A 12,934-nucleotide genomic window follows, 5' to 3' on the forward strand; every position below is an offset into this window, starting at 1 on the left:
CTTAGTGCGCCTGACTCGCTTTGACCAGTTCTCTAAAAACTTCTGGCCGGGGCATACCTTGCACCTGTATTTCGGCGGTGTCGCCGGCGGTATAGACCGACAGGGTGCCCACTTTAAAAATGCGATTGCCCAGTGTCTGGGAAATTTTGACGGTGCGGATACTGGAAATATTCAACTCGGTGCGCTCTTTGTTCAATAGGCCCCGTTCCAGAATAATCTCATTGCCGCGAATTTCCAGCAGCGTTGACCGGCACTTTAGGTACCACACCATCAAAATCAAAATGCCCACTGCGATGGGAATCAGCAATACCGCCAGGATGAATCCCAGCGGGTGATTGCGAAACATAGATGGGTTTTCTGAATATTCTTCGTTCACCGTGTGCTCTCCAGTGCCGCGTTTTGCATTATCGTGACGACCATTCTACACAAATCTATAGTTTGGTACGCGCGCGGTGATGAATGTGCTGCTCAGTCTTTTTTGAACAACTGCTTGAAGAGCTGTTTCGCGGCCTCGCCTTTTTCGCCACCGAGTTTCTCTTCTAGTACTTCTTTGGCTTTCTCGTCGACCTTGTCTTTGACCTTTTCTTTGGCAATATCCTCAATCACTCTGACGTCTGGTAAACAGCTGGTGGCATTCACACTGTCAAAGTCTGACTTGCAGCGTATGGGAATATTGCGATTGAGCAGCTTGGTGTTGTTGACGGTGCAGGACAGTCCCTCGCTGTCGTTGCCAGTAAGCTTGGTGTTAAACACTAAATCAAAGGCTGATTTCCGTAAATTGACTTTGCCTTCGCCGCTGAGGTTTAAACGTGATACGCCAGCATTGAGTTTTTCGATTTTGGCGATGCCATCGACAAAGGTGATGCGAGTGGTGGTGTCTTTAAAGTTGGTAAAGGCCGCCCAACCCTGAGGGTTAAATTCTTCTTTTTGAACGGTGGCCACCAAACGGCAAAAGGCGCGTTCAATATTAATGCCTTGAAATTGAAACTCCTGCCCCTTCATAACCACACTGCCGTTCAGCTTGCTTTCAATGGCGGTGATGGTGTCGCCCTGCGTACTGATGTCGACGTCGAGGTCGCTTTTTCCGGAGAAGCGCTGCTCGATGTTCAGGTCTTTCAGCAGTTGTCCTAGCGGAAGTTTTTGAACCTTACTTTGCAAGGTGTACTGATACGGTTTTTTGCTGCTGTCGATCCGGGCGGTGGCGGAAAATGGGCTGTCGTACATTGTGCCGCTAAGGGGAGCTAGTTGTAATTTTCCACCGTTGGCACTGAGGCCGAGTTTGAGATTGCTAAAGGGGATACGTTTGGCGATAAGCTGGCCTACTTTGAGGTCCAGGGCGATATTGAGGTCTTGCAGTGCGCTTAGGTCTATTTCTTCTTCAGGAGTGGGCTTGTCTCCGGGGGGGGACTGAGTGGCTGGCGATGGCTCAGAGGGGCTTTTTTTGCCGCTGTCTGCTGGGGCATCTTCAACCGGTGGCAGGTAGTCATCAATATTGAGTACGTCTGCTTGTAAGTTTAGCGCAATCGCTTGCTTGTCATCGAGGCCAAGCTTGGCGTTGCCTTTGAACTCGGTGGAATCCAGATGCATTAAAATATTGCTAATCTCAAGCTGCTTATCGCTGCCCTTAAAGGCCATGCTTAAATCACTATGGTTTAAGGCTTTAGGGTGGCTCATTTCTGGCAGTTCAATGTTAAGCAGTTTGGCAATTTCTTTGGGATTGATGGCAGCCAAGTTGAGTTTGCCCTGATAGTTAAGGGGCGCGCTGGTAAATTGAACATTGCCAGAAAGGCTAATATTTTGCTCTTTGGGCTTGAGCGCCAGCGTAAATTCCTCAAGGGCGCCGCTGCCAAAATCGTCAGCAAGGCGATACTTCCCTGTCAAATTGATAGCGGTTTCTATCTTTGTTGTGGTCTTGCCTTGGGGAATGTCGGCGCTCATGTTGGCAGCAAGGGCGATAGCTTGAGGCTCGCCGCCAGGCAGCAGTGAGGTCGTCAGTTTAAGGTCGGAGATTTCAATGCCTTGCCCAGCGCCTTGCAGATTGAGTTGTCCCTGTTTTAAATCGATAACAGGAAGGCTCATTGGGCCGTTAGCGGGCAGTTTTATTTTGATAACGCTGGCCATGGCAGCCGTCAATTTTTTACTGCCTTCGGGGGTTTTTAACTCTAAGGCCGTTTCCAACTGGCTATTGGCGACTTCAAACTCACTAAAGTCCGCTTTTGCAGCGATATCGCCAGTTAATGCAATATTGCCGTTAAGGGTTTGCTGGCCATCGTCAAAACTCAATTCGGTACTAAAGTCGAGGGGGAAGGCCGGGCCGCCCAAACGAATGTCTTGGCCTTCTAGCTGCAAGTTTTTAAGTTCTATCTTTTGGCCGCTGCTGTCATCTCGGTAGCGAATATGGCTATCGCTTAGGCTCAGTTTCTCTATGCCCAAATCCAGTTCAGACGGCGTCTCACCAGTATCGCTGCTGTCTGCGACCTCTTTTTTCTTGTCAGCGTCGGTTTTACCCAGTTGCTGCCAGTTACTGCTGCCGTCTTTGTTCACCACTAAATTAGCGTCCAAGCCCTTTACGGCTAGGCCGCGCATTTCTATTTGTTTGTTGAGCAATGGCATCAATGCGACAGCGACGGACAGTTCGTCCAGGGTGGCAATGGGGGTGTTTGTTGCATCGGGTGCGGCGATGCTGGTCTTTTCGGTCACAATTTGAAGTTCTGGAAAAAAGCGCCAAGACAATTCGCCATCCAGTTTTAGAATCACGCCTTGTTTGGCGGCAAGTTGTTCAAAATCATCCCGGAAGATATTCGGGTCTATCCAGAATAAGAGTGCCACCGCAGCAAGAACCACGGTGATGGCCAGTACTGAAATTATCCCCAGAATCCATTTTAGGCTGCGTTGCATAGCGGGCTCCTAAAGCCGTGGTGTCTTGCTGTTGGGACCACGGTAATAAGGCAGGGTTTCCTTTGCTGTCAGAGAAACCTTACTGAAAGGCCGATCGCCCAGAACGTGTGTAAAAGAAGCAGAATTATTCGTTTTTCGCAATCCTGCTCCGTACAACTACGGCTAGTGGAAAGGCCGTAATGTGTGAACACTCCATTTTGCAGTAACAAGGCGATACGAAGTCTTTGGATTATGTCCCATTTGATTTCGGTTATCACGTAGTTCCTTTTTTACGCCCGACTGATTGAATAGGGTCACGATGACGGTACTTGCTTGCCCGGATTCATAACACTTCTTCTTATGGCGCATAAAAATAGTGTTGATGTGGCTTAGAGAAGGTAGCAAATGGCTGCATACGAAGATTAAAGAGTGGCCGTCAGATAGCGGTTTATACATGGACGGCGATTTCTAACCCAGTACTACATGGAGCATTAACATGCTTATTAAAGAACCGAAAAAAATACTAACGGCGTTCGCGTTGAGTGCAACTCTTGCTCTGGCTGCTTGTGGCGGCGGGGGAGGAGGCGGTGGCAGTACGGCTTCTGGCAACAATGACAATGAAGACCCAGGGACAAACCCCGAGACCTCTATTGGTAGCGAGTCGTCAAATGTGGAAGGCCCTCTCGATATCTTGCAAGAACCGCTGTCTAACCAAGTTTTTGGTGCACTGGCTGACGGTGCTGCTGGTGTCCCAGGGGTGGGTGAGCCTTTGGCAGGTTTAGTAAACTGTTCCAGCCAGCTCATTGTTACTGATGTGCTGGATATTCTAGATTCCTTCCTTGTGCTGGTTGATCCCACCTCCTTACAAAATCCTCAGAGTTTAATTACTGACGCCGCGCCGCAATTGCAGGCAACGTTTACGGAATTTGCCGCTGATCTCCCCGGCCTTTTAGCTTCACTCGCGGATGGTGATTGTGCGATGGATTCGGATGCCGAACCTGGCAGTAATCCGTTGAATGGCACGCCACTGCAGCCCCTCGGTGATGCCTTGGCGCCAGTGCTGGGTGGATTTGGTGGCGGAGAGATGGGTATTGGCTCTTTGTCTGCGTTGGTTGCTCAGCTGAGCACTGCCTTTTCTGATGGTTTGGCGTCTGCATATGCGGCAGATCCTACTGGACAGTTATCGACGGCACCGGTGCTGAGCGGCGTACTTGAAACACTTGATGTCGCGCTATTTGATTTGTCGGGCACCGTGGCGGCCATTGAGGACTTTGATAATCCTACAGGAGTCGCTTCTGCGGTTAGTACCACGCTTGAGAATCTGCTGAACAATGTATTGATTGGGGTGGTACCCATTGGCTTGATCGAAGAGCAATCCGGTCAGGGGCCAATTATCAGTAGTCAAATTGAGTCTGCGGTGGCAACACTCACCGGGCTGCTCGGTGGTGACTTCAGTGGCTTTACCGATGGTGACTTTACTCAGCTTTTTCAAAGCGGTATCACCGATTTGTTGAGCGGTTTAGGCGGTGGTGAAGACTCTCCGCTTGCTGGGACGCCGTTGGCCGCTATTCAGGATTTGATTGCGGGTGGCTTAGCGGGTGGCTTTACGGGGTTACCCACTACAGGTACTCCGCTTGATACGGTGCTACTACCGGTAACCGCTGTACTAGAAGCGCTGATGGGTTTTGATAGTGGCCCAACAGGTACGCCATTAGATATTATTCTTGGGCCGTTGGCTGAAGGCTTGGGTGGTAGTGCTGATGCAGCATCGTGCCCGCTGGCGGCAACCCCACTGTCGGCATTGTGTTCCTTAACTGAGGGCTTGCTAGATGGTTTGGCGTTGGATGATTCTAATCCATTGGCTTTGCTGACTGATCTGCTGACCAGTGGCCCCTTGGCTGGACTTTTTGGTGTGCTGATTCCTCAGTCATAATCCTGTCAATGTCTTGACGTTGAGGCGGCTCAAATTGAGCCGCCTTTTTTTATGTCTGGTTTTTTATTGATAAAGCTTAGTGGCCTCTTCAATGACAATGGCATGCCGGGCCGCTAGCGCTTTGTGGTCCCGATCGTAACCACCACCAATTACTGTGGCAATGGGGATGTTCCTACTGAGACAGTGTTGCACCACCATGTGATCTCGCGTCCTGATACCTTCCAAGCTGATATCGAGTAAACCCAATGGGTCGCCGCTGTACACATCGACTCCCGCATCATAAATTACCAAGTCGGGTTGTTGTTCAGCCAGCAGTTTAAGCAGTTGAGCTTCGACAATAGCGAGGTAGGTTTGATCTCGGCAGCCCTTTGGAATGTCGATGTCCAGGTCGCTGATGGCTTTGCGAGCCGGAAAGTTTTTGTCGCAGTGTACCGAGCACGTGAAGATTGAATCCTCCGATGCGAGCAATGTTGCGGTGCCATCGCCTTGATGAACATCGCAGTCAAAGATAAGAATTTTCGCGACCTTCTGTTGTGCAATCAGGGCTTTGGCGGTAATAGCTAAATCGTTGAAGATACAGAAGCCGGAGCCAAAGTCGTAATGCGCGTGGTGAGTGCCGCCAGCAAGGTGGCAGGCCAGGCCGTATTTGAGCGCGAGTTGTGCGGTGAGAAAGCTACCGTTCACCGCTGTAATACTGCGTCGCACCAGCGCTTCGCTCCAGGGGAGGCCCATGCGACGAAGTGCTGTTTTGTCGAGGGTATTATTGATAAAGCTGTTTACATAAGAGGGGCAGTGGGCCAATTCAATCAGGCCTGCTTTGGCGGCACCGGGTCGAAAATGATTCGCGGTGGTCAACAGCTGTCGTTCCCGGAGATAATCCTGTAGCAAGCCAAATTTCGCCATGGGAAATCGGTGCTTTAAGGAAAAGGGGAAGCTGTAGTTTGGATTGCTGACCAACGGTGGCAAAGGCATTGACGGCGACGACCTATATAATATGAATCACTCAATCGAGATCTAAATCGGGATATAGTGCCATGATGATAGGTCTAGGCGAAGGGCAAGGCTGAGTAAAGGCGAGGGGATATGCGAGGGATTCGGAAGTGGTGTGTGCGACTGGTGTTGGGGTTTATTTTGTTCAGTGTGGCAGTGGTGTTGCCGCTGCGTTGGATAGATCCACCGGGAAGCATGTTGATGTTGGTGCGGAGTTGGGAGCATCGAGGTGAACGCTACGATGTGACCAAACAGTGGCGAGATATTGCTACGCTGCCCCGGCATGCCGCGCTGGCCGTTGTGGTGTCGGAAGATCAGCGATTTTTGCAACATTACGGGGTGGATATTGCGGCTATTCGCAAGGCGATGGCCGAGCGGAAATGGCGGGGTGAGTTGCGGGGTGCCAGTACCATTACGCAGCAAGTGGCCAAAAATCTTTATCTGTGGAATGGTCGTAGCTGGCTGCGGAAGGGCTTAGAAGCATGGTTTGCGATGTTGGTGGACCTGTGTTGGAGCAAACAGCGGGTAATGGAGGTGTATTTGAATATCGCTGAATGGGGGCCGGGCGTGTTTGGTTTGGCAGCGGCCAGCGAATACCACTTTCAGCGAGATGTGTCCCAGCTAAGCCCATGGCAAAGTGCCTTGCTGGCATCGGCGCTGCCTAGCCCGCTGACTTACACACCTGCGTCACCCTCGCCGCAGCTCAGTGAGCGTGCGCGCTGGAACTTGGCTCAGCAGCGGCGCTTGGGTGGGGAGTCTTGGTTGGCTGATATGTATTAATCAGCTGTGTATGGCGGGTAGTTCACATAATCGAATAGTGTGAAATTTGCATTAGACGGGTTCTAACACCATAATCGGGGCTTGCATAGTAATTAACGTAGTACTTTAGGGTAGTTTAGGTACTGCGGTTTGAGGATAAAAGTCGATCAGTTGGTCTTGTAAGTGCAGGGAGAACAGCAAGACCTTGTTAATAAAAACTGAGCTGACTAACAATAACGAGATCGTCAATGCGCGAGCACTATAGAGTTACCATAACCAGTTTTGAAGGTGCCCGACACTACACCGTTACCCAGTTAATGCGCCGGTTTATGGCGGGTATCATAGTATTGTTGGCTACGATTTTTTTAGGCGGCTTTCTTATTATTTTTTTCATGTCTAGCCAGCTATCGTCTTTAAGTGGCGAAGTGCAAACCTTGCAAAACTACCAAGCCAAAATAAAATTAGAAAATAGCGCGCTCCTCAAAGAGCAGCAGCAGTTACAGGCAACGGTTGACGATAAGGTTGCAGCACTGTCGATGATGAGTGACGAGCTGGGCAATATCGAGACAATGATGGGCTTGAGTCCGGAGCCTGAAGAGGCACTGTATCAACGACTGGATACGGCAACCCAAACGGCACAGGAAAAACGCTATATGCTGACGGCGATCCCCAGTGGCTACCCGTTAAGTGATCCCAGTATTAGTAGCTCCTATGGTATGCGCAAGCATCCTGTGTTGGGTACGATGAAGTTACACGGCGGCACTGATTTACGTGCCAGAATGGGCACCCCTGTATATGCCACTGCCGATGGGGTAGTGGAGTGGTCGGGTAATCACAACAGTGGTTATGGCAACCTGGTCAAACTGGATCATAACTATGGCTTTGCAACGATGTATGGCCATTTAAGTAAAACCATCGTGTCGGTTGGCGATTATGTTCGTCAGGGCGACTTGTTGGGCTATAGCGGCAATAGCGGTTTGTCTAGTGCTCCTCATTTGCATTATGAAGTCCGACACTTGCATCGTCGCTTATCTCCCCGAGCTTTTATGGAATGGTCGTGGGAAAACTATGATGGACTGTTCACCCGCGAGGAAAAAATCAAATGGGATTCTCTAGCAAAAACATTAAGAAAAGCGACGGTACCGCTGCGCCAAGAACGACAACTATCGCAGCTGGCACCAGTCTTATCGGCAACGTCGAGCTAAAAGATAATTTCCACCTTGATGGCAAAATGGAAGGCAACTTGGTCTCTACAGCCGACGTCACCATTGGTCGAAACGGGAGTCTTAAAGGCGATATTACCGCTAAACGCGTTCTGATTAGCGGAACGATGGACGGTACGATTGATGCTGATCGATTGGAAATTGTTGCGTCGGGCTTGGTGACGGGCGGCATTAAGGTACGTGAGTTTGTGATTGAATCGGGCGGCCAGTTTGTGGGCGCGAGCCAGGTTAAAAAACATGACCCTAAGCCTGCGCCAGCACCACTGCGAGCGGTGGAAGGCGAGCAAAATGCGACCAATAATACCTCGTCGCCAACACCATCATCCAAGGATATGAATGCTCAAAAATCCTAGTGAGTTACTTGCTAACACGTATTTTGAAAAGCACCTTCGGGTGCTTTTTTGTTTTGTATTATCGATTTTGACTTGCGCGTAGCTTGGGATTACTTGCTATAGTCATTAGACTATTTTAACCATTTACTCTCTAGGAGAAGGCAATGTCGAATGAAGGCTATCATGAACCAATTAGCGAGCTGACAGATAAAACTCGCGATATGCACCGCGCTATCGTTTCCTTGATGGAGGAGCTGGAAGCTGTTGATTGGTATAATCAGCGCGTTGATGCCTGCAAAGACCCTGAGTTAAAACGTATCCTTGAACATAACCGTGATGAAGAAAAAGAGCATGCGGCGATGACTTTGGAATGGATTCGTCGCCAAGACCCTGTCTTTAATGATGAACTCAAAGATTATTTGTTTACCGACAAGCCGATTGCCCATAAATAGTGGCATGGCTCTGTGGATAATATTATCCGGCTAGACTGAGGCGAGCACCTCAAAACCGACGGTTGTCAGTGGCTCGCTGTCTGTGACTTGAATATTGATGACCTCCGCCGCAGGTGGCCCTTGCCTGCAGGCGGAAAGTAATTGTTCGATCATTTCTTTAGGGCCAGATACCTGTGCTTCTACGCTACCATCGTGCCGGTTTCTGACCCAGCCGCTGAGCCCTAAGCGCATGGCTTCTTGCTGGGTCCAATTGCGATAGCCAACGCCTTGAACTCGTCCTGAAATAGTAAGATGAACCGCTGTCATAACATGGTCTCGTACATTTTCTAAATATCAGAGGTGCCTTAGTTTTAGCATTACGAGACGCCTGCTGTCAGCCGTTCATGTTTAAAAGTTAATATTGGCCTCTATACCGTAGCTCCGAGGTTCGCCAGCAATAAACTCGTCAAAACCAAAGCTGGCCTGAAGGTTCAGTGCATAGACATTGTATTCCTTGTCTAACAGGTTTTTGCTCCATAATGAGACGCTGTAGCTGCCATCGTTGGCATACCAGCCTAGGCGGCCATTCACTAACCAGTAGGCATCTTGGCGAATGTTATCGTAGCTGTATTGCTCATTGTAGGCGCTAAACCATTGGTCATCTTGAAAGCTGGCGTTGGTGTTAACGCTCAAATAACCCTGTTCGGTGACGATAATATCGTAGTCGGCTGAGAAACTGAGGTTGAGCTTGGGCGCCGATATCAGTTCGTTGCCAGAAAGATCCACTTTATCGTCAGGGTCGCCCAGTGTTTCGGTGTTGGCTAAACTCAGCTCAGAATATTCCGTGCTTAAATAGCCCACGGTTGCCTGCAGGGTTAGGCGCTCGGTAATACGGGTCCAAAGCTCGGCTTCGATCCCCGCGATACTAGAGGCTCCGGCATTTTCGAGAAAGTTGGAAATCCCTACCACGTTGATAAATTGTTGGTCAGTGTAGTCATAATAGAACGCTGCGGTATTCAAACGTAGTTGGCCATCGAACAAGTCGCCTTTGGCACCAATCTCATAGGCATCAATATATTCTGGCGAGGCATAGGCGGTGGCAAGAGGTCTTTCAACGTAGTAAATGCCGCCATTAAAGCTGCCAGCGCGGTAGCCGCGGCTGATACTACTGTAGACCATCCATTGATCATTGAAACGGTAGTCCAACCCAATTTTTCCCGTCCATTCATTTTCCACGGCCTTAAGTTCTGGCGCAGAGTCGAGGGTAAAGGGGCCGTGGGTATAACCGAGTCCAGTGACCGCACCGATGGCAGAAGGGTTGCTGATGACATCCAGTACGGCATCTAGTGATAGCGGAATACGGAACCAGCCATTGTCGATGCCGGTATTGTTGCCGGGGACCCAAGTACCCACTGGCGTGCCACTGTCACTGTAACGCGACAAGTTGAGGTAGGGCATGGTATTGCTGTCACGGGTGTAACGAAGGCCAATATCCATGCCAAAGTTGGCTGAGAAGTCAAAGCGCAATTGGGTGTAAGCCGCGGCGCTTTGTTTTTCTGTGCCCATGCGTTGCACCACTTGCCCGACATCCAATAAAAAGGGAGCATCACTAATGGTATCTGGCTTGGCAATAAGAACCCGGGGGTCGGGAAGGTCTTTGAAGATGAAATAGGTATTTTGCATATAAAGCTCTTCGTAGCCGTAATACACCCCGGCGATAATATTGAACATGCCGTCAAAATTAGAGGTAAAGCGCAGATCTTGGCTAAAGCTTTGCGAATCGGATGCCCAGTTGATTTCCAGCAAACCGTTGGGGCCGCCATCGGTATCTTGTTGTTGATAATAATCTGCGTTGAGATAAGAGCTGACGGAGGTGAGCGTGTAATTGTCTGCGTTGTAGTTGATCGTCAAAACGGCCAAATCGGTGTTTGTCGTCAGTGCGCCAGAGGCGTTTGATTCCACCTCATGAAAATCCAAGCTGTCTGGGCGAGAGTAGCCAGAATAGTCAATGAAACCATTGGAGTCGCCCTCCAGTCCTGTGCCTCTAAGGTCTGTTCTGGCTTCACTTTTGGGGGGTGTGCTACTGCCGTCACTTGTGGCTGAATTGAGTTTTAATACGGCGTCCCAACGGTCGTTGATCAGCCAGTTTAAAGCGATGCGGCCACCTCTAAAGTCCGATTCGGCACCGTTAGCATCTTGGTCTTTTATCTCCATCCAACCATCATGTTTTTTGAGACTGCCCGCAACGCGTACGGCTAATTTGTCGGCTACTAGCTCAGCTTCAGTTGCACCTTCAATAGAAGCGGCGTTAAAGCTGCCGATGCCCGCTTTGATATAGCGACGTGCCTCGCCTTCAAACCCAGGTGTGCGGGTGATGATATTGATGGCGCCACCAGTAGTGTTTTTTCCATACAGTGTTCCTTGGGGGCCGCGCAGGACTTCTAATCGCTCTACGTCAAAGAAATTGGCACCATGGCTGTAGGTGGGCCCCAAGTAGGCCTCGTCGACATAAACGCCAATAGGACTGGCTTGATTGGAACTGTAGTCAGACATGCTGACCCCACGAATGGAAAAAATCGGCTGTACCTCACCATACGCGCCGCTCACTTGCATATTGGGCACTTGGGCTCCGATATCATTGGCATTGTCAAAGCCCAGCTTATCTAGGGTATCCCCGCCTAAACCGGTGACAGCAACCGGTATGTCCTGGGTACTTTGGCTGCGTTTTTGGGCGGTCACAAGGACCTCTTCTAGCATTGGTGCGGCGAAGCTTTGTTGCGTTGAGGCAAAAACGATTATGAGCAAGCCCTTTAATGACATGGATCTATTCTGGTTTGAGTTTGGGGTTTTCCGGCGCATGACTCATTCCTTAACGGCAACATAAAACCACAAGCATAATTCAAATGACGGTGAGGACCGTTGACCCAGGTGTAAATAGCTTAGGTCATACCGGTCAAGCCGGTGCCAGCTTAGATCCTCGTGCGCTTAAAATCACAGTGCGCTTGCTCAATACAGCATGACTTGGCATGGTGACGGTATCCAGAGGAGCTGACGAACGCGATGGTGGACGTTGGGCTCTCTAATGTTGAGAGGTGAATATATGTCTGAGTCTGAAAGCTATGTCCCGCCCAGAGTGTGGCGTTGGGATAATCAAAGCGGTGGCAAATTCAGTAATATTAATCGGCCAGTATCCGGCGCTACCCATCAGCGTGAACTTCCTCGAGGCGAGCATAATTTGCAGCTTTATTCCTTGGCTACGCCCAATGGTGTCAAGGTAAGCGTGATGCTGGAGGAGCTTTTAGAGCTGGGCATTGCAGAGGCTGAGTACGACGCCTACCCCATAGATATTGGCGAAGGGGATCAGTTTGGCAGCGGTTTTGTTGCTATTAACCCTAACTCGAAAATCCCTGCACTGCTGGATTGCGGCGTTTCGCCAGCGATTCCGGTATTTGAATCTGGGGCAATTTTGCTTTATTTAGCGGAGAAGTTTGACGCGCTCTATCCCAAAGCGCCCGCTCAGCGCGCGCAATGTCAGTCTTGGTTAATGTGGCAAATGGGCAGTGCGCCTTTTCTTGGCGGCGGTTTTGGTCACTTTTATGCTTATGCGCCTGAGAAGTACCGCTACCCCATTGACCGTTACACCATGGAGGTTAAACGGCAACTGGATGTGCTCGATAAGCATTTGGCCGACAATCAGTTTCTCTGTGGCGATGACTATACTATTGCCGATATTGCCAACTATCCCTGGTATGGTGCGCTGGCATTGGGTCAGCTCTATGACGCGGCCGAATTTTTAGATGTAGTGTCGTATGAACACGTTCGGCGCTGGGCCAGAGATAATGAAGCCCGGCCTGGGGTAATGCGGGGCAGACGAGTGAATAAACTCTGGGGACCAGAAGCCGAACGGGTGCCTGAGCGTCATAGCGCCAAGGACTTCTTGTAAGCTAGCTGCTTAGGTTCGTCCTCGCGTTTTGGGCGGGCGTATCGTCGTTGAGGCGTGGCTATTGGGAAACGATAATTTGTGCAACGTTGCCGCCAACGAGTTTGACCGCGACCATTTTTTGGGTGCCTTGGCTGTCTTTTAGGCGGTAGACCCAGTTTTCTTTAATATATTCAGCCGGCTGAGAGACGGCATTGAGGGCGGCGGCTTTGTCTTCAAGAAACAGTGGCTGTCCCAAGCGATTCAGTACAGCGGTTTTAGTCATACCGCATTGAATCGCATTGCCAGCATCGCTGGGCTGCCCCAAATTAAAGTAGCAGTTGTCAGCATGGCTCGAAACACCGAGAGCCAATCCCATCAGTAATAACAAATATCTCATAGCAACCCCTCGCGTATGGAATAACAACTTACTTTATTGGCATTGAAATTTGAATATGCAAATTTCAGGT

Annotated in this window: 12 protein-coding genes; 6 read left to right on the forward strand and 6 right to left on the reverse strand. The window is 50.0% G+C overall.

All coding sequences use genetic code 11. From position 1 onward, the window contains the following. Position 1 precedes the first annotated feature (1 nt). Positions 2–376 carry a PH domain-containing protein gene (locus IMCC21906_RS05250; protein ID WP_231580321.1) on the reverse strand — a complete coding sequence of 125 codons (375 nt, stop codon included), beginning with the start codon at positions 374–376 and terminating at the stop codon, positions 2–4. 92 nt (positions 377–468) lie between these two features. Continuing rightward, entirely contained in the window at positions 469–2,898 is a 2,430-nt protein-coding gene (locus IMCC21906_RS05255) for an AsmA family protein (RefSeq protein ID WP_047011290.1), read from the reverse strand. A 475-nt stretch (positions 2,899–3,373) separates the two neighbouring features. Between IMCC21906_RS05255 and IMCC21906_RS05260 the strand changes: the two genes are divergently transcribed. Then, positions 3,374–4,810 carry a hypothetical protein gene (locus IMCC21906_RS05260; protein WP_047011291.1) on the forward strand — a complete coding sequence of 479 codons (1,437 nt, stop codon included), beginning with the start codon at positions 3,374–3,376 and terminating at the stop codon, positions 4,808–4,810. A gap of 63 nt (positions 4,811–4,873) precedes the next feature. On the opposite strand, the gene IMCC21906_RS05265 is transcribed toward IMCC21906_RS05260, so the two are convergent. After that, entirely contained in the window at positions 4,874–5,782 is a 909-nt protein-coding gene (locus IMCC21906_RS05265; protein WP_047011292.1) for a histone deacetylase, read from the reverse strand. A gap of 111 nt (positions 5,783–5,893) precedes the next feature. Between IMCC21906_RS05265 and mtgA the strand changes: the two genes are divergently transcribed. The 4 genes from mtgA to IMCC21906_RS05285 all read left to right on the forward strand — a co-directional run bounded on the left by mtgA (position 5,894) and on the right by IMCC21906_RS05285 (position 8,566). Then, complete coding sequence (gene mtgA / locus IMCC21906_RS05270; protein WP_047011293.1) at positions 5,894–6,580, forward strand: monofunctional biosynthetic peptidoglycan transglycosylase; 687 nt, start codon at positions 5,894–5,896, stop codon at positions 6,578–6,580. A 227-nt stretch (positions 6,581–6,807) separates the two neighbouring features. After that, a complete protein-coding gene (locus tag IMCC21906_RS05275) occupies positions 6,808–7,764 on the forward strand; it encodes a M23 family metallopeptidase (protein WP_047011294.1) in 957 nt (318 codons plus the stop codon). Further along, on the forward strand, positions 7,662–8,135 hold the full coding sequence (locus tag IMCC21906_RS05280; RefSeq protein WP_082117527.1) for a polymer-forming cytoskeletal protein: 474 nt from the start codon (positions 7,662–7,664) through the stop codon (positions 8,133–8,135). The genes IMCC21906_RS05275 and IMCC21906_RS05280 overlap by 103 nt, the downstream gene beginning before the upstream one ends. A 143-nt stretch (positions 8,136–8,278) precedes the next feature. Further along, positions 8,279–8,566 (forward strand): encapsulin-associated ferritin-like protein, encoded by a 288-nt coding sequence (locus tag IMCC21906_RS05285; protein ID WP_047011295.1) that lies wholly within the window; start codon positions 8,279–8,281, stop codon positions 8,564–8,566. 30 nt (positions 8,567–8,596) lie between these two features. Here IMCC21906_RS05285 and IMCC21906_RS05290 read toward each other — a convergent pair whose 3' ends face one another. Further along, positions 8,597–8,872 carry an acylphosphatase gene (locus IMCC21906_RS05290; RefSeq protein WP_047011296.1) on the reverse strand — a complete coding sequence of 92 codons (276 nt, stop codon included), beginning with the start codon at positions 8,870–8,872 and terminating at the stop codon, positions 8,597–8,599. 81 nt (positions 8,873–8,953) lie between these two features. Continuing rightward, positions 8,954–11,284, reverse strand: a complete 2,331-nt coding sequence (locus IMCC21906_RS05295; protein ID WP_231580322.1) for a TonB-dependent receptor — start codon at positions 11,282–11,284, stop codon at positions 8,954–8,956. 361 nt (positions 11,285–11,645) lie between these two features. Here IMCC21906_RS05295 and yghU point away from each other — a divergent pair, with 361 nt between their 5' ends. After that, a complete protein-coding gene (gene yghU, locus IMCC21906_RS05300) occupies positions 11,646–12,488 on the forward strand; it encodes a glutathione-dependent disulfide-bond oxidoreductase (RefSeq protein WP_047013159.1) in 843 nt (280 codons plus the stop codon). A gap of 58 nt (positions 12,489–12,546) precedes the next feature. On the opposite strand, the gene IMCC21906_RS05305 is transcribed toward yghU, so the two are convergent. Then, positions 12,547–12,864 (reverse strand): hypothetical protein, encoded by a 318-nt coding sequence (locus IMCC21906_RS05305; protein ID WP_047011298.1) that lies wholly within the window; start codon positions 12,862–12,864, stop codon positions 12,547–12,549. Between the last annotated feature and the right edge of the window lie 70 nt (positions 12,865–12,934).

The organism is Spongiibacter sp. IMCC21906, assembly GCF_001010805.1.
Taxonomy (GTDB): domain Bacteria; phylum Pseudomonadota; class Gammaproteobacteria; order Pseudomonadales; family Spongiibacteraceae; genus Spongiibacter.

Coding starts and splice junctions, on each gene's coding strand:
- IMCC21906_RS05255 (WP_047011290.1), bottom strand. CDS start 2,898: ATGCAACGCAGCCTAAAATGGATTCTGGGGATAATTTCAGTACTGGCC.
- IMCC21906_RS05260 (WP_047011291.1), top strand. CDS start 3,374: ATGCTTATTAAAGAACCGAAAAAAATACTAACGGCGTTCGCGTTGAGT.
- IMCC21906_RS05265 (WP_047011292.1), bottom strand. CDS start 5,782: ATGCCTTTGCCACCGTTGGTCAGCAATCCAAACTACAGCTTCCCCTTT.
- mtgA (WP_047011293.1), top strand. CDS start 5,894: ATGCGAGGGATTCGGAAGTGGTGTGTGCGACTGGTGTTGGGGTTTATT.
- IMCC21906_RS05275 (WP_047011294.1), top strand. CDS start 6,808: ATGCGCGAGCACTATAGAGTTACCATAACCAGTTTTGAAGGTGCCCGA.
- IMCC21906_RS05280 (WP_082117527.1), top strand. CDS start 7,662: ATGGGATTCTCTAGCAAAAACATTAAGAAAAGCGACGGTACCGCTGCG.
- IMCC21906_RS05285 (WP_047011295.1), top strand. CDS start 8,279: ATGTCGAATGAAGGCTATCATGAACCAATTAGCGAGCTGACAGATAAA.
- IMCC21906_RS05290 (WP_047011296.1), bottom strand. CDS start 8,872: ATGACAGCGGTTCATCTTACTATTTCAGGACGAGTTCAAGGCGTTGGC.
- yghU (WP_047013159.1), top strand. CDS start 11,646: ATGTCTGAGTCTGAAAGCTATGTCCCGCCCAGAGTGTGGCGTTGGGAT.
- IMCC21906_RS05305 (WP_047011298.1), bottom strand. CDS start 12,864: ATGAGATATTTGTTATTACTGATGGGATTGGCTCTCGGTGTTTCGAGC.